The sequence below is a fragment of the Nocardioides sp. URHA0032 genome (assembly GCF_000620645.1).
Lineage (GTDB): Bacteria > Actinomycetota > Actinomycetes > Propionibacteriales > Nocardioidaceae > Nocardioides.
The window spans coordinates 181,880-205,014 of record NZ_JIAV01000020.1 but is presented as its reverse complement, the minus strand read 5'-3'; the positions used below and the strand labels follow the sequence as shown (position 1 = coordinate 205,014).

General features: G+C 71.9%; 22 protein-coding genes. 6 read left to right on the top strand and 16 right to left on the bottom strand.

Annotated features, from left to right (window positions below; all coding sequences use genetic code 11):
* Positions 1-10: 10 nt before the first annotated feature.
* A complete protein-coding gene (locus N538_RS0111410) occupies positions 11-1,156 on the bottom strand; it encodes a resuscitation-promoting factor (RefSeq protein ID WP_269320328.1) in 1,146 nt (381 codons plus the stop codon).
* Between the two features lie 247 nt (positions 1,157-1,403).
* On the opposite strand from N538_RS0111410, the gene N538_RS0111405 reads away from it, so the two are divergent.
* The gene (locus tag N538_RS0111405; RefSeq protein ID WP_051549202.1) at positions 1,404-2,651 is read left to right on the top strand and encodes an alpha/beta hydrolase domain-containing protein; all 1,248 of its coding nucleotides are present in this window, start codon (positions 1,404-1,406) and stop codon (positions 2,649-2,651) included.
* A gap of 127 nt (positions 2,652-2,778) precedes the next feature.
* Here the strand turns inward: N538_RS0111405 and N538_RS0111400 are convergent, their stop codons facing one another.
* Genes N538_RS0111400 through rsmI form a run of 3 tightly spaced genes read right to left on the bottom strand, consistent with a single transcriptional unit; the run spans position 2,779 to position 5,311 of the window.
* Entirely contained in the window at positions 2,779-3,627 is an 849-nt protein-coding gene (locus N538_RS0111400; RefSeq protein WP_036570177.1) for a TatD family hydrolase, read from the bottom strand.
* A complete protein-coding gene (locus tag N538_RS0111395) occupies positions 3,624-4,460 on the bottom strand; it encodes an alpha/beta fold hydrolase (RefSeq protein WP_028637416.1) in 837 nt (278 codons plus the stop codon). Before N538_RS0111395 ends, N538_RS0111400 begins: the two co-directional genes overlap by 4 nt.
* Positions 4,457-5,311, bottom strand: coding sequence for a 16S rRNA (cytidine(1402)-2'-O)-methyltransferase (gene rsmI / locus N538_RS0111390; RefSeq protein ID WP_028637415.1), 855 nt, complete (start codon positions 5,309-5,311; stop codon positions 4,457-4,459). The genes N538_RS0111395 and rsmI overlap by 4 nt, the downstream gene beginning before the upstream one ends.
* Before the next feature lie 19 nt (positions 5,312-5,330).
* Between rsmI and N538_RS0111385 the strand changes: the two genes are divergently transcribed.
* The gene (locus N538_RS0111385; RefSeq protein WP_051549200.1) at positions 5,331-6,995 is read left to right on the top strand and encodes a dolichyl-phosphate-mannose--protein mannosyltransferase; all 1,665 of its coding nucleotides are present in this window, start codon (positions 5,331-5,333) and stop codon (positions 6,993-6,995) included.
* Positions 6,996-7,204: 209 nt separating this feature from the next.
* On the opposite strand, the gene N538_RS0111380 is transcribed toward N538_RS0111385, so the two are convergent.
* On the bottom strand, positions 7,205-8,146 hold the full coding sequence (locus N538_RS0111380) for an SDR family NAD(P)-dependent oxidoreductase (RefSeq protein ID WP_028637413.1): 942 nt from the start codon (positions 8,144-8,146) through the stop codon (positions 7,205-7,207).
* A gap of 40 nt (positions 8,147-8,186) precedes the next feature.
* Here N538_RS0111380 and N538_RS0111375 point away from each other — a divergent pair, with 40 nt between their 5' ends.
* From N538_RS0111375 to N538_RS0111360, 4 genes are read left to right on the top strand one after another with little or no spacing between them, the layout of a single operon-like run.
* Positions 8,187-8,594: a pyridoxamine 5'-phosphate oxidase family protein gene (locus tag N538_RS0111375; protein ID WP_036570175.1), complete on the top strand. Its 408-nt coding sequence runs from the start codon at positions 8,187-8,189 to the stop codon at positions 8,592-8,594.
* A 10-nt stretch (positions 8,595-8,604) separates the two neighbouring features.
* Positions 8,605-8,850 carry a DUF3263 domain-containing protein gene (locus N538_RS24985; protein ID WP_051549198.1) on the top strand — a complete coding sequence of 82 codons (246 nt, stop codon included), beginning with the start codon at positions 8,605-8,607 and terminating at the stop codon, positions 8,848-8,850.
* A 50-nt stretch (positions 8,851-8,900) separates the two neighbouring features.
* A complete protein-coding gene (locus tag N538_RS0111365) occupies positions 8,901-9,482 on the top strand; it encodes a DUF1684 domain-containing protein (RefSeq protein WP_028637411.1) in 582 nt (193 codons plus the stop codon).
* 26 nt (positions 9,483-9,508) lie between these two features.
* On the top strand, positions 9,509-10,096 hold the full coding sequence (locus N538_RS0111360) for a TetR/AcrR family transcriptional regulator (RefSeq protein ID WP_028637410.1): 588 nt from the start codon (positions 9,509-9,511) through the stop codon (positions 10,094-10,096).
* On the opposite strand, the gene N538_RS24980 is transcribed toward N538_RS0111360, so the two are convergent.
* The 11 genes from N538_RS24980 to N538_RS0111305 form a co-directional block, all read right to left on the bottom strand.
* Positions 10,060-11,112, bottom strand: a complete 1,053-nt coding sequence (locus N538_RS24980) for an ABC transporter permease (protein WP_155992059.1) — start codon at positions 11,110-11,112, stop codon at positions 10,060-10,062. The two genes, N538_RS0111360 and N538_RS24980, sit on opposite strands and share 37 nt — an antisense overlap.
* A gap of 173 nt (positions 11,113-11,285) precedes the next feature.
* On the bottom strand, positions 11,286-11,480 hold the full coding sequence (locus tag N538_RS0111350; RefSeq protein WP_028637409.1) for a hypothetical protein: 195 nt from the start codon (positions 11,478-11,480) through the stop codon (positions 11,286-11,288).
* A gap of 203 nt (positions 11,481-11,683) precedes the next feature.
* Positions 11,684-12,274, bottom strand: a complete 591-nt coding sequence (locus N538_RS0111345; protein WP_028637408.1) for a GTP cyclohydrolase II — start codon at positions 12,272-12,274, stop codon at positions 11,684-11,686.
* Between the two features lie 167 nt (positions 12,275-12,441).
* Entirely contained in the window at positions 12,442-15,897 is a 3,456-nt protein-coding gene (locus N538_RS24975; protein WP_197025310.1) for a multifunctional oxoglutarate decarboxylase/oxoglutarate dehydrogenase thiamine pyrophosphate-binding subunit/dihydrolipoyllysine-residue succinyltransferase subunit, read from the bottom strand.
* Positions 15,898-15,987: 90 nt separating this feature from the next.
* Positions 15,988-16,425, bottom strand: a complete 438-nt coding sequence (locus N538_RS0111335; RefSeq protein WP_028637407.1) for an OsmC family protein — start codon at positions 16,423-16,425, stop codon at positions 15,988-15,990.
* Positions 16,422-17,261, bottom strand: coding sequence for a hypothetical protein (locus N538_RS0111330; protein ID WP_028637406.1), 840 nt, complete (start codon positions 17,259-17,261; stop codon positions 16,422-16,424). Before N538_RS0111330 ends, N538_RS0111335 begins: the two co-directional genes overlap by 4 nt.
* Before the next feature lie 115 nt (positions 17,262-17,376).
* Positions 17,377-18,117 carry a 3-oxoacyl-ACP reductase FabG gene (gene fabG, locus N538_RS0111325; RefSeq protein ID WP_028637405.1) on the bottom strand — a complete coding sequence of 247 codons (741 nt, stop codon included), beginning with the start codon at positions 18,115-18,117 and terminating at the stop codon, positions 17,377-17,379.
* A complete protein-coding gene (gene cofC, locus N538_RS24970) occupies positions 18,035-18,724 on the bottom strand; it encodes a 2-phospho-L-lactate guanylyltransferase (protein ID WP_081790434.1) in 690 nt (229 codons plus the stop codon). Before cofC ends, fabG begins: the two co-directional genes overlap by 83 nt.
* The gene (locus N538_RS0111315; RefSeq protein WP_231496197.1) at positions 18,721-21,303 is read right to left on the bottom strand and encodes a bifunctional FO biosynthesis protein CofGH; all 2,583 of its coding nucleotides are present in this window, start codon (positions 21,301-21,303) and stop codon (positions 18,721-18,723) included. The genes cofC and N538_RS0111315 overlap by 4 nt, the downstream gene beginning before the upstream one ends.
* Positions 21,300-22,463, bottom strand: coding sequence for an acyl-CoA dehydrogenase family protein (locus tag N538_RS0111310; protein WP_028637403.1), 1,164 nt, complete (start codon positions 22,461-22,463; stop codon positions 21,300-21,302). Before N538_RS0111310 ends, N538_RS0111315 begins: the two co-directional genes overlap by 4 nt.
* Positions 22,456-23,133: an enoyl-CoA hydratase/isomerase family protein gene (locus N538_RS0111305; RefSeq protein ID WP_081790444.1), complete on the bottom strand. Its 678-nt coding sequence runs from the start codon at positions 23,131-23,133 to the stop codon at positions 22,456-22,458. Before N538_RS0111305 ends, N538_RS0111310 begins: the two co-directional genes overlap by 8 nt.
* Between the last annotated feature and the right edge of the window lie 2 nt (positions 23,134-23,135).

Below are 23,135 nucleotides of genomic sequence, written 5' to 3'. Positions count from 1 at the left end.
AGGGTAACCGTCAGCGCGGGAGCCCCAGCGACGCGGCACAGGCCGGCCAGGCGCCGTACCCGCCCGACGCGTCGCGGATCTTGGTCGCGATCGCGATCTGGGTCTCCCGGCTGGCGTTGCTCGGCAGCCCGGAGCCGCCGTACGCCTGCCAGGTGCCGAGGCTGAACTGCAGGCCGCCGTAGTAGCCGTTGCCGGTGTTGGTGGCCCAGTTGCCGCCCGACTCGCAGCGGGCGAGCGCGTCCCAGACGGTGCTGCCGCCGGCGAAGTTGGTCGTCGCCTGCTGCTTCTTGGTGCCGACCTTGACGAGCTCGGGGACGGGCTGGCGCAGCACCTGCTGGTGCAGCACCTTGCGCACCGCGACCTCGCCGTTGCGGTAGACGATCCGGTAGGTCACGTCGCGCAGGCCGGTGCTGCCGTCGCGGGCGACAGAGGTCTGGCCCTCGTACAGCGAGGAGTCGTCCTGCTCCACGGTCGGGTAGTCCACGACCTCGCCCTTGACGTGCTTCGTGACGATCTTGACGTTCGTGAAGACGAGCGTGTCGCCGTCCTGGAGCGTGTGCTTCGGCGCCGGCTTGGTCTCGTCGTGCTTGCCCACCTGCACCCCCAGCTCGTCGAGGGCGTCCTCGACGGTGAGGGCGGTGACGGTCTTCTTGACCATCCTGTGGGCGCCGAGCTTCACGTGCAGCGTCTTGGGGGTGACCACCTGGAGGGTCATGCCCTCGCGGTCGATGCTGCCGCCGCGGCTGACCGACAGGTCGGCGTCGCGGTAGCTGCGGCCGATCTCGTCGAGTGCGCGGGACACGGTGGTGGCGGTGACCCAATAGGTCTTGGTGCTGCCGTCCACGTCGAGCTGGAGCTGCTTGGCGAACCGCACGGTGATCTTGCTGCCGTCCTCGACCTTCTCGTCGAGGCTCGGGGCGACCACGTCGCGGCTGCTGACGTCGACCCCCTGCGCCTCCAGGACGTCGCCGACCGTGCCGCCGAAGGCGGTCACCTGCTCGGACTTGCCGTCGAGGCTGAGGGTGACGGTCTTGCTGAGGGCGCTGTAACCCCAGGTGGAGCCGGCGACCGCCAGGACCACCACGCCCGCGAGGGCGATCATGAGGGGTCGGCTGCGGACGATCCGGCTGAGCCTGGTGGGCTTGCTGTCCTGCACGATTCTCCGAACGTCGTACTCCCCGGGCCTCGGGTGCCAGCGCGCCGGACGCGCGCTTCCGCGGCTGCGGGGGGCGATGCGTTCGGGGGTGTCTTCTGCGGGGCCCGTGGGCCACCAGCACTGGCGGAATCAGTCCCGATCCCGGCCTTCAAGTCGTTCCAGCGCACCAGCCTTTCCGCTCGATTGCAAGCCGAACCTGCCACATCTCGCCCGGACGTGAGCAGGATCTCGACGGTAAAGTCCGCTCGTGACCGCACCCGCTCGCGCCGACTTCTCGGCGCTGACCTGCGGGAACGGCGTCGCGCTGGTCCCGCCGGTCGCCGGTCCAGACCTTCCGGCGCGCGGGTACGTCGAGGAGGAGCTTCGCGCCTCGGGGACGGCCCTCTCGTACGCCAGCCACCCGCCCGCGGCGTACGCGACCCGGGTGGCGCTCCGCCGGCCGGCCGGCGAGGGCAGCGGCACGCTGGTGGTGGAGTGGCTCAATGTCAGCGGCGGTCAGGACGCCACTCCTGACTGGAACTACCTCGCCGAGGAGATCGTGCGCCGGGGACACACGTGGGCGGGGGTGTCGGCGCAGTTCAACGGCGTCCACGGCGGACCGCCGGCGGTCGAGAGCGGGCTCGAGGCGCGCGGCCTGACGGCCCTCGACCCGGAGCGCTACGGCAGCTTGTCGCATCCAGGGGACGCGTACTGCCTGGACCTCTACACGCAGGTCGCACGCGGCCTGGCCGCGGATCTCGGGTCGGACTGCGTGCTCGCGGTGGGCGAGTCGCAGTCGGCGATGGGGCTGACCAGCTATCTCGACACGGTGCGCGAGCACCCGTTCGACGGGTTCCTCGTGCACAGCCGCGACCACGCCGGGCTGCCGGCCTGTGTGCCCGGGCGCGGCGCCAGCCTCGACGACGTCGTCGAGCACGGACCGGTGCTCTTCCGCGACCTGACGGCGCCGGTCATCGTGCTCCAGACCGAGACCGACCTGTTCGGGCCGCTCTGGTCGGTGCTCAGCCGGCAGCCCGACGACGACCTGCTCCGGACCTGGGAGGTCGCGGGCACGGCCCATGCCGACAAGTTCCAGATCGGACGGCACGAGCCGTTCCTCGGCTGCCCGGAGCCGGTCAACCGCGGGCAGCAGGTGTACGTCGTGCGGGCGGCGCTGCGCCGGCTGGAGTCGTGGGCGCGCGGCGGGCCGTCGGCGCCGTCCGCCCCGCTGCTCGAGGTCTCCGGCGAGTCGTTGGTGCTCGACGAGGTCGGCAACGCGCGCGGCGGCGTCCGGACGCCGGTCGTGGACGCACCCGCCGACCTGGTGTCCGGCTTCGCCGCCCCCGGCGGGCCGCCGATCTGCTGGCTGTTCGGAAGCACCCGGCCGCTGCCGCGCTCGATCTGGTCGTCGCACGAGGAGTACCTCGCCGCCTACACCGCGGCCACCGACGCGGCCATCGCCGCCGGCTTCGTGCTGCCCGAGGACCGCGACGCCGTACTCGCGGAGGCGCGCTGAGCTTCCTGTTGTCTGCGGCGGCCTCACCGGCCTCACTGGCATCTTCCGTCACATGTGCGACGTACTTGTCCGCTGAAACCCGACGGACACGCCGTGGGGCCTCGGCGTGTCCGTCGGGTTTCTCCGGTCAGCCGGTGAAACCCGACGTGTCACCCCAACGCCCACCGAACGCCACCGCGGTGTTCGCGTCGACGGCGGCGCACAGCTCGCCGAGGTCGTCGCCGCGCACCTCGGCCATCGCCCGCATGGTGAGCGGGACGAGGTACGACGCGTTGGTGCGGCCGCGGTGCGGCACCGGGGTCAGGTACGGCGCGTCGGTCTCGACGAGGACCCGGTCGCGGGGGGTGAGCGCCAGCGCCTCGCGCAGCGGCTCGGCGTTCTTGAACGTGACGGTCCCGGCGAACGACAGGTAGGCGCCGCGGTCCAGGCACTGGCGGGCGAACGCCGCGTCGCCGGAGAAGCAGTGCATCACCCAGCGGTCGGGGGCGCCCTCATCGTCGAGCACACGCAGCACCTCGGCGTGCGCGTCGCGGTCGTGGATGACCAGGGCCTTGTCGAGCCGCTTGGCGAGGTCGATGTGCCGGCGGAACGACTCGACCTGCACGGCACGCCCCTCCTCGCCGGTGCGGAAGTGGTCGAGGCCGGTCTCCCCCACCGCGCGCACCTTGTCGTGCGCACCGGCCAGCGACTCGATTTCCGCCATCGCGCCGTCGAGGTCAGCGAGCCGCGGCGCCTCGTTGGGGTGCAGCGCGACGCCGGCGACGAGGGCGTCGTACCGCAGCGCGGCCTCGACCGCCCACCGGGCGCCGGGCAGGTCGCAGCCGATCTGGACGATCCGGGTCACGCCCACGGCGGCCGCGGCCGCCAGCGCCTCCTCGACCGGCAGGCCGTCGTCGCCCGAGCGGACCACGTCGAGGTGGCAGTGGTTGTCGACGACCGGGTGCGGCAGCGGCTCCGGCGCCGGCGGCCGGCTCACCCGCCGACCCGCGCGAGGATCGCGTCCGCGCACTCCCGCGGCGCGTGGGTCGGGATCCAGTGGCTCACGCCGTCGAGCACGACCAGGTCGTACGGCGCCTCGACCCAGCGCTCGGTGCCCTCCACGCCGACCCGGTCGATGGCGATGTCGCGGGTGCTCCACACCAGCGTGGTCGGGACCGTGACGGTGAAGTCGGTGGTGCCCGGCCTCGTCAGCGGCAGCGCGCGGTACCAGCCCAGCGCATGCGGCAGGGCGCCGTACTCGACGATCTCGCGACGGAACCGCGCCACCTCCTCGGGCGTCATGCCAGCCCTGGCCATGCTCGTGTCGAACCGCCCGCCGGCCCTGCGGGCCGTGAGCTCGGGGATCAGCGGCACGTTGAAGAACGCCATGTAGCGCGACTTGCGCCGCTGGGCCGGGTCCTTCATCGCGCGGGCGAACGCCGCCGGGTGCGGCACGGAGATCGCGGTGTAGCTGCTGACCAGGTCGGGGAACCGGGCGGACACCGCCCATCCGACCGCCGCGCCCCAGTCGTGGCCGACCAGGTGCACCGGCGCGCCGACCTGCTGGACGAGCGCGGCGACGTCCCCCGCGAGGTGGTGCATCTTGTACGCCGAGCGCGGGCGCGGCCGGGCGCCCGGCGAGTAGCCCCGCTGGTCCAGCGCGTAGGTACGCAGGCCCGCCGCGTGCAGGATCGGGGCCACCTCGCGCCAGGTGCTGCTGCGCTCGGGGAAGCCGTGCAGGAGCACGACGGGGGCGCCGTCCTCCGGCCCCTCGTCGAGGACGTCGAAGGTCAGGCCCTCGTTGCTGATGGTCGTGATCCGCTCGCTCATGCCCGCTCTCCTGCCCCGTGCACCAGGTTGTAGACCTCACGCTTCGGTACGCCGGCGCGCCTGGCCGCCTCCGCGATCGCCTCCTTGCGGCTGGTGCCGTCGGCCTCGAGCTCGGCGACCGCTGCCCTGAGGCTGTCCGCGTCGGTCGCGATCCCGGCAGTCGGGTCCGCGCCCTGCACCACGATGGTGACCTCGCCGCGCACGCCGTCGGCGGCCCAGGTGACCAGGTCGCCGACCGGCCCCCGGCGTACCTCCTCGTGGGTCTTGGTCAGCTCGCGGCAGACCGCCGCCGGCCGGTCCGACCCGAACGCCTCGGCCATCGCGCCGAGGGCGGCCTCGGTGCGGTGCGGCGCCTCGAAGAACACCATCGTGCGCTCCTCGCTCGCGAGGGCGCCGAGCCGGCGGGCCCGCTCGCCGGCCTTGCGGGGCAGGAAGCCCTCGAAGCAGAACCGGTCCACCGGCAGCCCGCTCACGGCCAGCGCGGTCAGCACCGCCGAGGGCCCCGGCACTGCAGTCACGGTCACGTCGTGCTCGACCGCGGCGGCCACCAGCCGGTAGCCCGGGTCCGACACGCTCGGCATCCCGGCATCGGTCACGAGCAGCACCCGCTCGCCGTTCAGGAGGGCCTCCAGCAGGGCCGGCGTCCGCGCGGTCTCGTTGCCCTCGAAGTACGACACGACCCGGCCCGACACGGTGACGCCGAGGTCGCCGGTGAGGCGGCGCAGGCGCCGGGTGTCCTCGGCTGCGACCACGTCGGCGGTGGCGAGCTCCTCGGCGAGCCGGGGTGGCGCGTCGGCGACCCGGCCGATGGGGGTCGCTGCGAGGACGAGTACGCCGGTGCTGGGGGCCACGGCCGTAGAGTCTTCCACCGTGACGACCGCCGCGCCGCCCGAGCCTCCGCGCGCCGGTCTCTCCCGCACCGCGCTCGGCCGGCCGGTGCCCTCCGCGTGGGAGCGGGCGCGGGCCCGGGTCCGGCTCGAGGACCCGTTCGTCGGCTGGACGGCCTGCATCGCGGTGGCGCTGCTGGCGCTGTTCCTGCGGCTGTGGCACCTCGGCCAGCCGCACGTCTTCGAGTTCGACGAGACGTACTACGCCAAGGACGCCTGGTCGCTGCTGAACTTCGGCTTCGAGCGGGACGCCACCGACAAGGCCAACGACCTGATCCTCAACGGGACCACGCTCACCGGCGTCTACAAGGACAGCCCGGAGATGATCGTGCACCCCGAGGTCGGGAAGTGGCTGATCGCGCTGGGCATCAAGGCGTTCGGGATGGACCCGTTCGGCTGGCGGGTCTCCGCGGCCGTCGTCGGATCGCTGATGGTGCTGGTGATGTGCCGGTTCGCCCGGCGGATCACCGGCTCGACCGCGCTCGGCGTCGTCGCCGGGCTGCTGCTCAGCTTCGACGGACTGCAGTTCGTGCTCTCGCGGCTCGCGCTCCTCGACATCTTCGTGGCCTTCTTCGTGCTGTGCGGCGTGCACTGCATCGTCGCCGACCGCGACTGGTTTCGGCTCCGGCTCGCGTCCCGGCTGGACGAGCCGGTCCGCCACGGCTGGGGCCCCCGGGTGCTGTTCCGGCCCTGGCTGCTGGTCGGCGGCCTCGCGTGGGGCCTGGCGCTCGGGACCAAGTGGGAGGCGATCTACCCGCTCGCGGCGTTCGGGCTGCTGTGCTGGGTCTGGTCCGCCGGCGCGCGCCGGTCCTTCGGCGTCCGCTGGCCGGTCGCGAGGTCGGCGGTCGCCGACGGCATCCCGGCGTTCGTCCACCTCGTGCTGGTCGGGTTGGTCGTGTACGTCGCGACGTGGACCGGCTGGCTGATGCACGCCCACCAGTACGAGGAGCACCTCTCCGCGACCCAGTACACGCACTACCACGGCGGCCAGGACTGGCCGACCCGCACCGAGCCGGACGCGTCCGGACTCGGCGAGGTCACCCAGTCGCTGCGGTCGCTCTGGTACTACCACCACGACGTCTACGCGTTCCACACGCACTTCCTGAACGGCAGCACGCACACCTACCAGTCGAAGCCGTCCGGCTGGTTGCTCCAGAACCGGCCGGTAGGCGTCGCGGCCGACACCGGCATCAAGCCCGGCACGCAGGGCTGCCACGCCCCGGAGGGCAGCGACTGCCTGCGCCAGGTGCTGCTGCTCGGCAACCCGACGATCTGGTGGGCCGGCTGCCTGGCGCTGCTGTTCGCGCTGGTGATGTGGATCGGGGCGCGGGACTGGCGGTTCGGCGTGGCGGTGGTCGGTGTCGCGTCGACCTGGCTGCCCTGGCTGCAGTACGACGACCGGCCGATCTTCCTGTTCTACGCCGTCGTCACCCTGCCCTTCGTCGTGCTCGCGCTCACCCTGGCGATGGGCAAGCTGATCGGCACCGCGCGAGTGCCGTCCGGACGACGGACGTTCGGCGTGATCGTCTCCGGCGCGTTCTTCGTGCTCGCGCTGGTCAACTTCGCGTGGTTCTGGCCGATCTGGACCAACCAGCTGCTCACGCACTCGGAGTGGCTGGACCGGATCTGGTTCTCGAGGTGGATCTGAGCACCGCCCTGTCTGAGCTTGCGAAGGCAGGGATCCCAGTGCCAGGTCGAGTAGCCGCGCGGCCGAGGAACGAGGCCGCGACCGGCGTATCGAGATCTGAGCACCGCCCTTCCTGAGCTTGCGAACGCAGGGATCCCGGTGCCAGGTCGAGTAGCCGCGCGGCCGAGGAACGAGGCCGCGACCGGCGTATCGAGACTCAAGCTGTGGCGCTAGCCGCTCAGCCCGGTCTGCGCCGCCACCCACGCCCACATCCGCTCCGCCTCGACCACGCCGGTGCGCGTCCTCGGCAGCAGCTGGGTGGGACGCGGCCGCCGGTCGTGCCACAGCTGCCCACCGGGCGGCGGGGGCTGCGTCGCGGCGAGCCAGATCGTCGTGTCCGCGCCCTCCGCCGCGTCGCGCAGCAGCGGGGCCGTGAGCCGGCGGAAGGTCGGCAGCGAGTCGGCGACGCCGGGGGTGTCCGCCCAGCCGGGGTGCGTGGCGTGCACGTCGGTCGCGGGCCAGCGGCGCTGGAGCAGCGGGAGCAGCTCGACCTGGGCGCGCTTGCTGCGGGCGTACGCGGTGGTCGGCGAGTAGTCGCCGTCGAGGTACTCCGGGTCGTCGTCGCGCAGCTTCTGCGTGTACATCCCGCCCGACGTCACCAGCACGACGCGGCCGCCGGCCAGCCGCTCGCCGAGCAGGTCGGTCATCAGCACCGGGCCGAGGACGTGCACCGCCATGGACAGCTCGTGCCCCTGCGGCGACTCGGTGCGCTCGGCCGGCATCACCCCGGCGTTGTGCACGAGCACGTCGACGTCGCCCTCGAGCTCGCCGGCGAACCGGCGTACGTCCTCCAGGTCGCCGACGTCGCAGCGCCGCACCTCGAGCCGGGCGAGCGGGTTGCGGCCCTGGAGCTGGCGGACCACCCGCGCGGCCTTGTCGGTGTCGCGGACGACGAGGACGACCTCGGCCCCGAGGGCGGCCAGCCCCTCGACCGTCGCGACCCCGAGCCCGCTGCTCGCCCCGGTGACCAGCACCCGCGCACCCGCGAGCGCGTCCGCGGGCGGGTCGGCCGGCCAGGTGCTCAGCCGGCGCCGTACGGCGGGACCGATGCGGGTGTAGCCGGGCACCACGGTGCGGTCGAGCAGGGTGTCCACGAGGGACGCGAGGGCCATGCCTCGAACCTAGCCAGCCGGTCGTGACAGCATCGGCCACGTGACCTCATGGCGACCCGGCTGGGACGACTTCCCCCAGGCCCTGCTGGACTTCTGGACCGAGCGCCGCCTGTGCACGCTCACGACGCTGCGGGCGGATGGGCTTCCGCACGTCGTACCCGTCGGGGCGGTGCTGGACCTCGAGGAGCGGTGCGCGTGGGTGATCACCAACGCGTCCTCGCAGAAGGCGCGCAACCTCGAGCACTCCGCGGTGGTGGCGATCTGCCAGGTCGAGGGCCGCCACTGGTCGACGCTCGAGGGGCGGGCGGCCGTGCGCACGGACGAGGCCTCGGTGCGGCGCGCCGAGGTGCAGTACGCCGGCCGCTACCGCGAGCCGAGCCCGAACCCGCTGCGCGTCGGCGTCCGGATCGAGGTGGACCGGTTCCTGGCGTCCCGGGGCCTCGTGTGAGGATTTCCCCGTGCCTGCAGACGACCTGACCGACCTCGACCGCGAGATCCTCGCCTTCGAGCAGGACTGGGCGGCTCACGCCGGGGCCAAGGACACCGTGGTCCGCGAGCGGTTCGACCTCACGCCGACCGGCTACCACCAACTCCTCAACCGGCTCATCGACAACCCCGCCGCCGAGGCGCACGCGCCGCGGCTGGTCCGCCGCCTCCGCCGGCGCCGCGACGCGCGGCTCAGCAGGAGGCGCTCGGCGGGCTGACGGCCGACGGGGCAGAGGACCGCTGCGCCGGTTGCTGGCACGCTGGCGGGATGACGACCTCCGAGCTGACCCTGGTCGACTGGCGGATGCGGGTCGCCGACCTGTACGCCGCCGTCCGCGCCGCCGCCGATCCCGAGGAGGGCCACCGGCTCTGGCGCGAGGGCCGGACCGCGCTCTTCGCGACGCATCCGGACAGCCCGACCTCCGAGGTCGTGGGCTACTGGCCCTACGACCCGGCCCTGCGCTTCGTCGTACCCCTGCTCGAGGCGGAGCCGGAGGAGCGCGAGGTCGACACCGGCGCCGACGGGACCCTGACCCTGCAGCGGATCGGCCGGGTCGAGCTCCCCGTGCCGGTCGAGGCGAGCCTGGACGTCTGGTGGATGCACCAGTACGCCGGCGGCATCTTCGTGCCGCTGCGCGACGGCACGGCGGGCGCCGGCAGCTACGGCGGTGGTCGGTACCTGCTCGACACCGCGAAGGGCGCCTGGCTGGGCGGTGACGCGAGCTCGCTCGTGCTCGACCTCAACTTCGCCTACCACCCGTCGTGTCGCTACGACGACCGCTGGCGCTGCCCGCTCGCGCCCGCGGGCAACACCGTCGCGGCCCGCGTCGAGGCCGGCGAGCGCCTCTGACCTGCCCGCCGTCCTATGCTGCGAGAGTGCCCAAGGTCTCCGAGCAGTACCGCGCCGACCGTCGGGCGCAGATCCTCGCGGCGGCCGCGCGGTGCGTCGCCAAGGAGGGGTTCCACCGGACCACGATGGCCGACGTCATCGCGGCGGCGGGCCTCTCGGCGGGCGCGGTGTACGGCTACTTCGCGTCGAAGCAGGACCTGATCCGTGCCCTGGCCGGGGAAGCGCTCGAACCCACCGGCGAGCGGCTGCTCCGCCTCGCCGAGCGCGACGCCCCGGTCGCGCTGCGCGACGTCGTCGAGGAGCTCATCGACTCGGCTACCTCGACGTACGGCGACAGGTCAGCCACGATCGCTGTCCAGATCTGGGCGGAGGCGGCCCGGGACCCGGAGGTCGGCTCGATGGCGGCCGACCGGTTCGCGAAGCTGCGGGAGACCGTGGCGACGGCCGTCGCCCGGTGCCAGGCCGACGGCACCGTGAGCGTGGACGCGGACCCTGATGCGGTGGCTCAGGTCCTGGTCGGGATCCTGGACGGGCTCGTCGTCCAGCAGGTCGTCGACCGGCGCGTGGACCGGGACCGTTACGTGGACGGCCTGCTCGCGATCACCGCTCCGTGACCGGCCGCCCGCGCGCGCTGACGGCGCGCCGCGAACCCCGTGAAGCTGCGGTGTCCGCTGGCGATCGCGCCCAGCCCGAAGGCGACCCACACCAGGAGCGCCAGGACGTGCGGCTCGGCGCCGCTGCCGCCGAAGTACGTCGTCGAGCGCACCAGGTTCGCACCGGCGCCGGGTGGCAGCCACTGCCCCACGTGGTCGGCGATGTCGGGCAGGAGCTCGGGGGCCGAGGTCGTGCCCGAGAAGGGGTTGCCGATGAAGACCATGATGGCGGCGCCGATCCCGAGACCCGGTGACCCGACGAGCGAGATCAGGCCGGCGGTGGTCGAGCTCATCGCGAGCACGAGCAGGGCCAGCGCCGCCCAGGTCGCGACGGCTTCGCCCGGGAGCACGCCGAGCCACCACTGGCCCACCGCGTAGACGCCGAGACCGGCCAACGCCGAGACGCAGACCAGTGCCAGTGTCATCCGCCAGGCCGGACCGAACTCCAGGAGCAGCGCGACGACCGCCGCGATGATGAGGCTGCAGATGGACAGCGGCAGGAGCGCCGAGCTCAGCACCGCGCCGTTCGGGTCGTCCGGATCGGCGGCGACGACGTCCGTCATACGGACCGGCGGGTCGATGTCCCCCTGCGCGGTCCTCGCGGCCATCGTCCCGGCGAGGTCGGTCAGGAGGCGGGCGACCGTCGGGCTGGCCGCAGTGGACGTCAGGACGCTGACCCCGGACCGCGAGACGGCCAGCGCCCCGTAGACCTCGCGCGCCTCGATCGCCTGCTCGGCAGCGTCCTCGTCCGCGTAGATCCGCAGGTCGTACGCACCGGGCGCGGACTGGTCGAGGGCGGTCAACACCTGCTCCGTGGCGGCATCGGACCCGACGACACCCACCGGCAGCTCCCGTGGGCGGACCTGGGACGTGGGCCACGCGAAGGCGCAGACCGCCAGGACCACCACCATCGGCAGGACCACGGACACGATCAAGAGCTGCCGCCACGGCGGGTGGGCCATGAGTCTGGCGCGCACGACGTCCTCCAAAACAGAATAGATGTTCTGTTTAGTGAACACGGCGCGGCGCCCGGACGCAAGTCGAGCGCGATGGTGCCGGGACCCGCGGCAGTGGACCGGGTGATCCAGGTCGCGGTCACGACACCGGGGTCGTGAGCGCTCCGGCCGCGTCCAGCCGGCCCGCCGGACGCCTAGTCGGCAGCCGAGGAGTCGTCGTCGGACACCTGCTCGAGGGACCAGACGTGAGCCTCCTGCACGCGCAGGATGGCCTCGCGACCACGGAAGAAGACCACCCAGCCGTCTTCACGTTCGACGTCGACACCGTCATAGGTCTCGGTCACCGCGTCGGCCTCGGTCTCGCCGTACATCATCCGGTAGGTGGGCATCGTCTCGCTCCGTAGGAAGGGGGCACGGGGTTCCCACCAGTGTGCGGCCAACCGACGCCGAACGCACCAGAGGTCGTCCGGGACGACACCAGGGCGCGAGGCGCTCCGACGAGGTGGCGGCCCGGAGGGCGCCTTCGTAGCCCGTCGGGACCGCGACGGGCGCGAGTGAGCGAGTTCGAGCGCCCTCGTGGTGCGGCTGCGCGTCAGCCGCGCCCGGCCTCGGCCTTCGCCGCCAGGTATCGGGAGTTCTCCGGCGTCTCGAACACCCCGGTCGGGCGTTGGCGCACCACGGAGATCCCGAACGACTCGAGCGCTCGGGTCTTCGTCCGGTTGTTGGTCAGCAACTCGACGGCGCCCACACCGAGCGCCTGCAGCATCTGCGCCGCGACCTCGTAGTCGCGCTCGTCATCGGCGAATCCGAGCGCCCTGTTGGCAGCGAAGGTGTCGAGCCCGTCATCTTGGAGGGCATAGGCGTCGATCTTCGAGTAGAGACCGATGCCGCGGCCCTCTTGACGAAGGTAGAGCAGGTACCCACCTTCGCGATGAAGTGCCTCCAGCGCCTCTCGCAGCTGAGGACCGCAGTCGCACCTGGCCGAGCACAAGACGTCTCCTGTCAGGCACTCGGAGTGCATGCGGACCAGCGGAGGACGACCCGCGCGGCGAGCCGCGACCTGCTCCCCCAGGGCGACCGCGACGTGCTCGCCACCATCGGCGAGATCCCGGAAAGTGATCACGCGCGCCGGAACCACGGCCCGGCTCGGAAGACGGAGGTTGAGCTCGACAGAGGTCCTCACCGTCGGCGCCGGCGGCCCCGGCGCCGCGTACCTCGACCTCGCCCTACCGGCCTCAGGGGGCGCCCGGTCGACAGGAGGGTCGAAGCCTGCGACCTCGAAGTGCCGGACGCCCACCGGGCAGGACTTGAGCGCCTCCTCCGACATCGAGACGACCGACTCGGGTTCCATCACAGCTCCCGCGGGGCGGGGCCGATGGAGAGCGCCTCTGCGATCAACGCAGCGTCCTCGGCAGCATGACGCGCCGGCGAGCCCGTGGCCGGCGCAGCAGCGGGCGGCCGAGAGACGACTCGGCTCGTTCGATCGAGCGCGGGAAACACCTCGGTCGCCATGAACGTCCAGGCACCCTGGTTCCGGGGCTCCTCCTGGAGCCACACGCACTCGGCCGCCTGATACCGGTCCAGGACAGCCCGCAGCTGCTCCACCGGTGCGGGGTACAGCTGTTCCAGCCGCACCACCGCGACGGCCTGAGCCACCTCCGGCGCGAGCTTCTCGAGGCGGCTCTGCACCTCGTAGTAGATCTTTCCGGACACGACGAGGACGCGCCGCACCGCTGCGGGGTCCTTGATCCGCGCGTCGTCCAGGACCGGGGCGAAGGTCCCGCCGGCCAGCTCGTCGACGGTGCTGGTCGCGCCACGGGCACGGAGCATCGACTTGGGCGTGAAGACGACCAGGGGCTTCCGCGGCGAGCGGGCCGCCTGTTCGCGGAGCAGGTGGAAGTACGACGCGGGCGTGGTCGGCTGAGCGACGATCATGTTGTTCTCGGCACAGAGCTGCAGGAACCGCTCGATCCGGCCCGACGAGTGGTCGGGGCCCTTGCCCTCGAGCCCATGCGGCAGCAGCAGCACCAGTGAGCTGCGCTGCCCCCACTTCTGCTCGGCGGACGACAGGAACTCGTCGACGACGATCTGGGCACCGTTCGCGAAGTCACCGAACTGCGCCTCCCACAGCACCAGGGACTCGGGGCTCTCCACCGAGTAGCCGTACTCGAAGGCCATCGCGGCGTACTCGCTCAGGAACGAGTCGTGGACGCCTGCGCGAACTCCGTCCGCGGCGGCGGCCTCCAGTGCCGACCAGCGCGCGCCGGTCAGGCGGTCGTAGACCAGGGCGTGCCGCTGCGCGAACGTTCCGCGACCGGAGTCCTGGCCGACCAGACGGACCGGAGTGCCCTCGTGCGCCAGGCTGCCCAGGGCGAGCAGCTCACCGGTCGCCCAGTCGAGCTCGCCGGTGAGGACGGACTCCCGTCGCTTCGCCAGCAGCTTCGCCACCCGCGGATGCGGGACGAAGCCGGCCTGCGGTGTCGTGATCACCTCGGCCAGTCGGCCCAGGTCGTGCACGGTCGGTCGGGTCGAGTCCGGCGCCGGAGCCCCCGAGCGTTGCTCCTCGGGCGGCGCGGGCCGCCGCTCGTCCTCACGCGCCTGCGCGAACGCCTGCTCGAGGACGGTCTCGAAGTCGCGGTGGGCGGCGTCGAACTCTGCCTGGCTCACGTCGCCACGGCGAAGGAGTGCGTCGAGGTACACGCTCCGCACGCTGGCCTTGCCACCGATGAGGTCGTACATCCCCGGTTGTGTCATCGACGGGTCGTCGGCCTCGTTGTGGCCGCGACGGCGGTACCCGATGAGGTCGATGACCACGTCGCGGTGGAAGGTCTGGCGGTAGTCGAAGGCGAGCTGCGCGGCGCGCACGACTGCCTCGGGGTCGTCACCGTTGACGTGGAGGACCGGCGCCTGCACCGCCTTCACGACGTCCGTGGCGTACGTCGAGCTCCGCGCGTCGCTCGGCAGGGTGGTGAAACCGATCTGGTTGTTCACCGTGATCCGGATGCTGCCGCCGATGTCGTAGGCGGCCAGCTTGGACATCTGAACGGTCTCGCTGACGACACCCTGCCCGGCCATCGCGGCGTCACCGTGGATGATCACCGGAAGCGTCGAGCTCCGGCTCCCCCTCCGGTCCTGCTGCGCCCGGGTGGTGCCCATCAGGACGGCGTCGACGGCTTCGAGGTGCGACGGGTTCGCGGTCATGTGGACCGGCAGCTCCTGCCCCTGGAGGCCCCGATACACGCCGGACGTGCCGAGGTGGTACTTCACGTCACCGGACCCGTCGAGCTCCTGGGTCCCGTCGAACTCCCGGAAGAGCTCCGAGAACCGCTTGCCCGCGATGTTCGTCAGGACGTTCAGGCGGCCCCGGTGGGCCATGGCGAGCTCCGCGCCGTCGAACCCCTCGACAGCAGCCTCGCTCATCAGCTCGTCGAGCAGCGGGAGCAGCGCCTCCGAGCCCTCCAGGCTGAACCGCGTCTGACCGACGTACTTGGTCTGCAGGAACGTCTCGAACGCCTCGGCCTGGTTGAGCTTCGCCAGGATGCGGACCTGCTGCTCGTGGCTCGGGCGCCGGTACGGCTTCTCGAGCCGCTCCTGGAACCAGCGCCGCTGGACCGGGTCTGCGATGTGCATGTACTCGACCCCGAGGGTCCGGCAGTAGGCGTCGCGCAGGATGCTCAGGATGTCGCGCAGCGGTAGTCGGCGGGGACCCGAGCCGCCGAGGTCACCCGCGACGTGCTCCCGATCGAGGTCCCAGAGGGTCAGCCCGTGGCTCGAGAGCGCGAGGTCCAGGTTGGAGCGTTGCTGGTAGGCGACGGGATCGACGTCGGCGATCAGGTGTCCCCGCATCCGGTACGCCTCGATGAGCGCCTGGACGCGCGCCTGCCGGCCGACCTCGGAGTCCTCGCGGACGTAGACGTCCGTGGCCGCCTCGACCGGGGCGTACGGGATCTTGAGGACCGCGTAGATCTCCTCGTAGAAGTCGTCGGCACCGTTCAACAGCCGGTCGACCGCGCGGAGCAGCTCACCCGACGCCGCACCCTGGATCACGCGGTGGTCGTAGGTGCTCGTCAGGGTGATGACCGGCCCGACGCCGAGGTCAGCCAGGGCGTGCCCGGACGCTCCGCTGTATCCGGCGGGGACCTCGAGTGATCCCGCGCCGATGATCAGGCCCTGTCCGGCCATCAGCCGGGGAATCGACTGCTGGGTGCCGACCCCTCCGGGGTTGGTGAGCGACAGCGTGGCGCCGGCGTGGTCCGCCGGCACGAGCGCGTTCCGGCCGGCGCGCCGCACGAGGTCGTCGTACGCGTCGACGAACTCGCGGAAGCCCATCTCGTCAGCGCGCTTCACACTGGGCACGACCAGGGTCCGTGTTCCGTCCGCCCGGACGACGTCGACCGCGACACCGAGGTTCACGTGCGCCGGCGTGACGAGCACCGGCCGCCCACCCTGCTCCTCGTAGTGGGCGTTCATCCCTGGGAAGGTCCGCAGGGACCTGACCAGGGCCCAGCCGATCAGGTGCGTGAACGTGAGCTTGCCGCCGACCGTACGGCCGAGGTGCTCGTTGATCGCGGCCCTGTTCTCGACCAGGACCTTCGCGGACACCGTCCGCACGCTCGTCGCTGTCGGGACGCCCAGGCTCAGGTCCATGTTCGCCGCGATCGTCCGGGCCACCCCCCGCAGAGGCTCGACGGTCGCCTCGTCACGCGCGTCCCCGGCGACAGGCTCCGCCGGCACTGCTGGCCTCGGCACGCCGTTGACCGGTGCCGGGATCGTCCTCGCCTGGGGGTCCAGGGTCTCTGCTGTCATTGCCATCTCCACCTTCGACTCGGGATCAGCTCCCGACTCGTCTCCTTGCTTGCTTCCGTGCAGCCGACAGTCGCTCCCTCGCGACCGGGCTCATGAACGAGCTGTGATCTCCTCGACGACGACCGCCGCGCCGTCGACGAGCGCCTGTCCTGGCCGGCGCGCTGCCAGGTCCGGAAGGACCCGGCGCAGCCGTGCGGCGTGGTCTTCGTCCTCGACCTCCCAGTCGAGGGTGATCAGGTCGAACGCGGCCCCGTCGTCGACCCCCATCACCCGATCGACGTTCAGGGTCGCCGAGATCGTGAGCCGCGCAGCAGCGGCGATGTCGGGCTGGCCCAGGATCCGGAGGACCACCAGCGAGGCGGCTGCGAGACCGGCGAGCATGTGCTCGACCGGATTCGCACCGGCGTCGTGCCCGCCGTACTTCTCGGCTTCGTCGATCGTGAACCCGTGGCTGCGCGCGGTGACGGCGAGGCCCTTGGTTGCGTGCGTCGCCTCGACCACCAGCTGCTCACGTCGTGCCGACGTCATCGGATCTCCTCGTAGAAGGTCTGCGCCGGACCCGGCGCCGCGGTCAGGACCTGCGAGAGCCAGGCGATCGCGTCGCCGCCGACGGCGTCGACGTCCGTGCGGGCCGGGCCGTACTGCGGGGCCAGGTAGTGGCTGAGCAGACCCTCTGCGTCCTCGCGCGTCGCGCCCGGCAGGAGCTCGAGGGCGGCGTCGACCGCCACCGGCGCCTGGGACCGGATCAGGCCGAGGGCCTCTCGCTGCGCCTCCACCACCGCTCGCACCCCCGGGTCGTCCGGGGGGACGAGCTCCGTGTCGACGGCGACCCCGGCGGTCGGGAACCTGATCTCGTCCCCGAAGAACACGAGCTGGACGAGCCCCAGCCGCTCCAGGGCGCTGGGCGCGAACGCCGTGCCCACGACGGCGACGTCGACGGCGCCGGCCCTCAGCGCCTCGAGGCGCTGGCGGTCCCCCTCGGTCCCGACCGGGAAGCGCTGCACGTCGAGAGCCTCGGTGGCGACGCCGCGGTCGCCGAGCACCTTCTCCGTGAACGCCCAGACGATCGATCCGTGGGGGTGACCGGCGACCCGTCCGGCATCGGACCACGAGGTGCCGGGGCGCCCCCACCCCCAGAACAGGGGGTGCAGGGTGTGCACGAGCGCAGCCCGCCAGCTCCGCTGGCCGTTGAGCGTCTCCACCAGCGACCCACCCAGGCCTGCGGAGAGCGCTGCGTCGGGGTGCTCGGCGCCGGACACCGCCCGGACCTCGACGCCGACGCGCCGGTAGCTCCCCGCCCGGACGGCCACCGCGTGACCGATGAGCTCGTGCACGTTCCGGTCACGGTAACCGAGGAGGATCATGACGTCCTTCGTTCTCTATCCTGAACTTGCATCATTATTTCGAACACAGGCGTCCCGCGAAATGTTCCGGCATGCGGCAGCGGCCGCCGCCCCGGGGCGCCACGTCGGCCCGATCTCACATGTACCGTCCGCCGGTGACCTCGGTGACGGTCCCGGTGAGGTACGACGACATGTCGGACGCGAGGAACAGGTTCACGGAGGCCACCTCGGACGGCTCGCCCGCACGCTGGAGCGGGATCTCGGCCAGCTTCGTGTCCCAGATGTGCTGCGGCATCGCCTCGGTCATCGCCGTCCGGATCAGGCCGGGCTGGACGGCGTTCACACGGACGCCCAGGTGTGCCAGCTCCTTGGCGGCGGCCTTGGTCATGCCGACGATCCCGGCCTTGGCGGCCGAGTAGTTGGTCTGGCCGACGAAGCCGACCTTCCCGGAGATCGACGACAGGTTGATGATCGAGCCCGATCGCTGCTCGCGCATCACGGCGGCGGCGTGCCGCAGGCCGTTCCAGCAGCCCTTCAGGTGCACCGAGATCACCTGGTCGAACTGGCTCTCGGTCATCCGCCGCATGGTTGCGTCCCGCGCGATCCCCGCGTTGTTGACCATGACGTCGAGGGAGCCGAAGACCGCGACAGCGGTCGCAACGGCAGCGCCCACCTCGTCGCCGTCCTGCACGTCGCAGCGGACCGCCTCCGCCGCTCCCCGGTCCCGCAGGGCGTCCGCTGCCGCACGCGCGTGCTCCAGGTCGAGGTCCGCGATGACCACCTGCGCACCCGCCTCAACGAATGCCTCCACGGTCGCCAGACCGAGACCCTGCGCCCCGCCGGTGACGAGTGCTGTCCTGCCGTCCAAGAGCTTCACGCTGCTCTCCCCATCGTTCTGTGTGTCGGAAATGGATGTTCGCCGCCGCGAGGTCCGTCAGGTCGTCGACGTCGCGCCGGAGGAGGTCGAGGTCAGCGTCGTCGATTCGATAAGCGCCCTGGGCGGCATGTGCGGCCGCGGAGCCCGGACCGTAGGCGGGCCGCAGCGCGACGCCGGCTCCGGCGAACAGGAGCGTCGTCCCCGTCGACGACCGGTCCGCGATGAACGCCCGGGCGTGCGGCTCCGCCGCCCGCAGCGAGAGGTCGAGCAGCCCGGGGGTCACGAGCGGCAGGTCCGCCGGCACCACCGCCAGGCGCACCGGGCCGTACCACGTGCGTGCGGCCTCGTCGGCGGCGGCGAGCGAGGCGTTCAGCCCGTGGCACCCCGGGTGGAACGCGGTCACGTCGAGGTCGGCGACCTCCCGCTCGTCGTCCGGCTCGTCGAGGACCACCACCACCGCTGCGAACCCTGCCGCGGTCGCGCTGGTCAGCACGGCTCGCAGCATCGCGACCGCCAGCTGCCGCCGGCGAGCGCGCGGCAGGGTCAACCTGCTCTTCGCCTGGTCGAGGTTCTTCTGCGGCACGAGCAGCACCGTGGAGTCACTCATGGCGAACCGACGAAGCCGACGCTGACCGGGAGAACCCGCGGAGCGCTGACGTCGAACGACTCGGCTGCCGCGGCACGCTCGGTACTGACAGGCCCGTACGTCGTGTCACGCTGCCGTGCCGGGCGCCCGGCCAGCGTCGCCATCTCGCGGATCTCGGCGATCGTCTTCATCGAGCCGTTCGACGAGCCGGCCATCCGGCTGATCGTCTCCTCCATCAGGCTCCCGCCCAGGTCGTTCACACCTGCCGCCAAGAGCTCCACGCACTCGTCCGGCGCGAGCTTGACCCACGAGCACTGGATGTTGTCGATCCGGCCGTGGAGCAGCAGACGAGCCATCGCGTGCACTGCCCGGTTGTCGCGCCGGGAGGGTCCGGGGCGTGCCACGCCGGCCAGGTAGATCGGCGAGCTCTGGTGGACGAAGGGGAGCGGGACGAACTCGCTGAAGCCACCCGTCTCGTCCTGGAGACGGGCCAGCAGGCGCAGGTGCCCGACCCAGTGGCGCGGCTCGTCGACGTGCCCGTACATCATCGTCGCGGTCGACGGGATGCCGAGGCGGTGCGCCGTGCTCACCACCCGCACCCACTCGGACGCAGGCAGCTTGCCCTTCGTCAGGATCCACCGGATCTCGTCGTCGAGGATCTCCGCAGCGGTGCCCGGGATGGAGTCCAGTCCGGCGGCCTTGGCCTCCGCGAGCCACTCCTCCACCGAGATGCCCATCCTCGATGCGCCGCTGATCACCTCCATCGGTGAGAACGCGTGCAGGTGGATGTCAGGACTGGTGCGCTTGACCTCGCGCGCCAGGTCGAGGTGGAAGTCGCTCGGCAGCCCGGGGTCGATGCCGCCCTGCATGCAGATCTCGGTCGCCCCGACCTCCCAGGCCTGGGCGACGCGAGCCCTTACCTCCTCGAGGGAGAGGCGATAGGCGTCGGCGTCGGTGGCGCGTTGCGCGAAGGCACAGAAGCGGCAGCCCACGTAGCAGACGTTGCTGAAGTTGAGGTTCCGGTTGACGATGTAGGTGACGGCCTCGCCGACGGTGTCGCGGCGCACCGCGTCCGCCAGCGAGCACAAGGCGTCCAGGTCGTGGTCGTCGGCATGGACGAGCGTCAGGGCGTGCTTCTCGCTGAGGTCGCCGGGCGAGCGCTCGGCGGCGCGGAGCGCTTCGAGGACGTCGGCGTCGATCCGCGCCGGCGGCCTGCTGTGGCGAGCGTCCAGGTGGCGCTCGTCGATCTCCTCGGCGAGCACGTCCCACGAACCGAAGGCAGCGGCGAAGTCGCCACGGGCGATCGTGCGACGACCCTCGTCGTCGATGCCCAGATGGAGGTCGGTCCGCCCGCTCGACAACACCTCGGCGGAGGGAACCTGCCACGGTCGGCCCTCGGCAAGGATGTCGGCAGCGAGCCCGGTGACCGGGTCCGCCAGCGCGCGTACGAACGGCAGCACCCGGTTGTCCACCCAGGGCTCGGGGTCGAGCAGGTACTCGGGTTGGATCGCCAGCCGCTCGCCGAGAGTGAAGCCGGCCCGGGAGGTGAGCTCGGCAAGCGCCTCGATCTGGGGCCACGGCCGCTCCGGGTTCACGTGGTCCGGGGTGAGGGGGGAGACCCCACCCCAGTCGTCGATCCCCGCAGCGACCAGCCGGGTGCACTCGGCCGGGTCGCTCAGGTTCGGCGGAACCTGGATGCGCATCCGTGGCCCGAGGATGACGCGCGCCAGTGCGACGGTGGCGAGGTAGTCCTCGACCTCCGCGTCGGGAGCCAGGCGCATCGCCGTGTCGTCCTTCGCACGGAAGTTCTGGACGATCACCTCCTGGATCGCGCCGTACTGGCGCGCGATCCGCCGCAGCTCGAACAGCGACTCCACCCGATCGGCGAGCGTCTCGCCGATACCCACCAGGATCCCGGTCGTGAACGGGATGTTGCTGCGTGAGGCGTCCTCGATCGAGCGCAGCCGAACCGCCGGCTCCTTGTCGGGCGAGCCGTAGTGGCAACCGCCGGGCTCGGCCCACAGGCTGGTGGCGGTCGACTCGAGCATCAGGCCCATCGAGCCCGAGACCGGCTTCATCCGCTGCAGCTCGGCCCACGTCATGACACCCGGGTTCAGGTGGGGAAGCAGGCCGGTCTCCTCGAGGACCAGGATCGCCATGGCCCGCACGTAGCCGAGGGTGTCCTCGTACCCGCGCTCGTCCAGCCAGGTCTGCGCAGCGCCCCAGCGATCCTCGGGGCGGTCACCGAGGGTGAACAGCGCCTCCTTGCACCCGAGCTCGGCGCCCCGCCGGGCGATCTCGAGCACCTCGTCAGGCGAGAGGTAGGGCGCCTCCACGCGACCCGGAGTGGTCGCGAACGTGCAGTAGTGACAACGGTCGCGGCAGAGCCGGGTCAGCGGGATGAAGACCTTGCGGCTGTAGGTGACCAGGCCGGGACGGCCGGCGGCCGCGAGGCCGGCGTCGCGGATGCCCGCTGCCGCGGCGCACAGGACGTCCAGGTCCTGGTCGCGAGCCGAGAGCAACACCTCGGCCTCCGCGCGGTCGATCGCCTTCCCCGCCGTGACCCGGGCGAGCGCGCGCCGCAACCCCGGGGCGCTCACGAGCCGACACGCAGGCCCATGGACCGCGCCACGTAGTCGAGCTGCAGTGACGGCGGACCGGCCACGACGCGCGCGATGATCCCGTCCGAGTGGTGCATCGGGAGCGCATGGTCCCGCACGTAGCCGTAGGCACCCTGGATCTGCACGGCCAGCGCCGACGACTCGGCGTAGAGCTGACCGCAGAGGTACTTGGCCATCGTGCTCTCCACCTCGCACGGCAGGCCCCGGTCGAAGAGGTCCGCCGACCTGCGCACCGCGCAGCGCGCCGCGTCGAGCCGCACGTGCATCTCCGCAAGAGGGAGGGAGACCCCCTGGTAGGACGAGATCGTCCTGCCGAACTGCTCCCGCTCGTTCGCGTACGCCACGGTCATGTCGATGACCGCGCTCGAGCTGCCGACGAAGCCCGAGCTGATCATGATCCGCTCCAGCACGAGACGTTCCTTGAGGATCTGCCAGCCCTGGCCGACCTCGCCCAGCAGCGCGTCGGCGGGCAGGGCGACGTTCTCCAGGAAGACCTCGTAGATCCCGCTGATGTTGCGGCCCAGCGCCGGCATCCGCCGGACCTCGACGCCGGGCGAGTCGACGGGCACCAGGAACACGGCCAGGTGATCACGCTTCCGCCCTCCGTCGCCGACCTTCGCGAGCACCTCCATCACGGCGCCCGGGAGGCCGGCGCCCTCGCAGTAGGTCTTCTGACCAGTCAGGATCCATCCCGCCTCGCCCGTCCGGACGGGCTCGGCACGCGTGACCACGCTGGCCGCGTCGGACCCGACGTCGGGCTCGCTCACCGCGATGGAGAACCGGCCCTCACCGCGCAGCACGGGCGCCGCGTACCTGGCCTGCTGCTCGGGGGTGCCCCAGCGCTGGAGGTCGCGGATGCCGCTCAGGTTCAGGTTGAAGAGTGCCACGAGGTCAGAGCTCGACCGACCGATCTCCTCGCACAACGAGGTCAGGAGGCCGGCCGTCCCGTCGATCGGGCCGTCAGCGACGATGTCGTACCAGCCGAGCCGGGCGATCTCCTCGTAGAGCGATCCGGGGTAGGAACCCTCCTCGTCCCAGATCCGCACGTCCCGCTCCGGCGCTTGCTTGGCGAACAGGGCTCGGGCGGTACGGCGCAGCTCGACCTGGTCGTCGGTCTCGAGCGTGGCGGTGTCACTCATCGTTGTTCCTTTCTCGTGCTGAGGAAGAGGTGATCTGCTGCTTCAGGACGCCGAGGAGGTCAGGAGCCGCGCGGGAGAACAGGGCGGCGAGCTCGTGTGCCCGGCTGTCGAGCAGGTCGCGCGGCACCGGCTCGACGAGCCCGTGGAGCGCGACGTCGTCGGCTCGGAAGGACTCCCCCGAACCGAGCAGACGCAGCGAGCGGACCGGCCCGGCGGCCTCGACGAACCGGCGCACGATCGGCTCCGGTGGGAGGAAGCCGAGGGCGAGCTCGGGGAACTTGAACAGTGCCCCTTCGTCCGCCAGCACGACGTCCGCGGCGAACGCCAGGCCCCAACCGCCACCCACGGCGGGGCCCTGGACGACGGCGATGGCGACCGGGAACGAGCTCACCAGGGTGATGGCGTCCTCGATCAGCTGGCGACGCCTGCCGGGCCTGCCACTCGCGGTGCCGTCGTCGGACCGGATGTCGGCACCGGCGCAGAAGGCCGACCCTTCGGCGCGGAGCACGAGGACGGAGATCCCGGCCGCGATGCACTCCTCGAGGCGCCCGATGAGCGCCTCGAGCAGGCCGAGGTCGAGCGCGTTGCGCGCCTCGGGTCGGTTGAGCGAGATGGTCGCCGTCGGCGCATCGAGCTCGAGACGGCACAGCTCCTGCGAGCCGGTGGTCACCA

Excerpts from the sequence above, each read along its gene's own strand:
- N538_RS0111395 (WP_028637416.1), bottom strand. The coding sequence starts at position 4,460 with ATGAGCGAGCGGATCACGACCATCAGCAACGAGGGCCTGACCTTCGAC.
- N538_RS0111380 (WP_028637413.1), bottom strand. The coding sequence starts at position 8,146 with ATGGCCCTCGCGTCCCTCGTGGACACCCTGCTCGACCGCACCGTGGTG.
- N538_RS0111365 (WP_028637411.1), top strand. The coding sequence starts at position 8,901 with ATGACGACCTCCGAGCTGACCCTGGTCGACTGGCGGATGCGGGTCGCC.
- N538_RS0111350 (WP_028637409.1), bottom strand. The coding sequence starts at position 11,480 with ATGCCCACCTACCGGATGATGTACGGCGAGACCGAGGCCGACGCGGTG.
- N538_RS24975 (WP_197025310.1), bottom strand. The coding sequence starts at position 15,897 with ATGACAGCAGAGACCCTGGACCCCCAGGCGAGGACGATCCCGGCACCG.
- N538_RS0111335 (WP_028637407.1), bottom strand. The coding sequence starts at position 16,425 with ATGACGTCGGCACGACGTGAGCAGCTGGTGGTCGAGGCGACGCACGCA.
- N538_RS0111330 (WP_028637406.1), bottom strand. The coding sequence starts at position 17,261 with ATGATCCTCCTCGGTTACCGTGACCGGAACGTGCACGAGCTCATCGGT.
- cofC (WP_081790434.1), bottom strand. The coding sequence starts at position 18,724 with ATGAGTGACTCCACGGTGCTGCTCGTGCCGCAGAAGAACCTCGACCAG.
- N538_RS0111310 (WP_028637403.1), bottom strand. The coding sequence starts at position 22,463 with ATGAGTGACACCGCCACGCTCGAGACCGACGACCAGGTCGAGCTGCGC.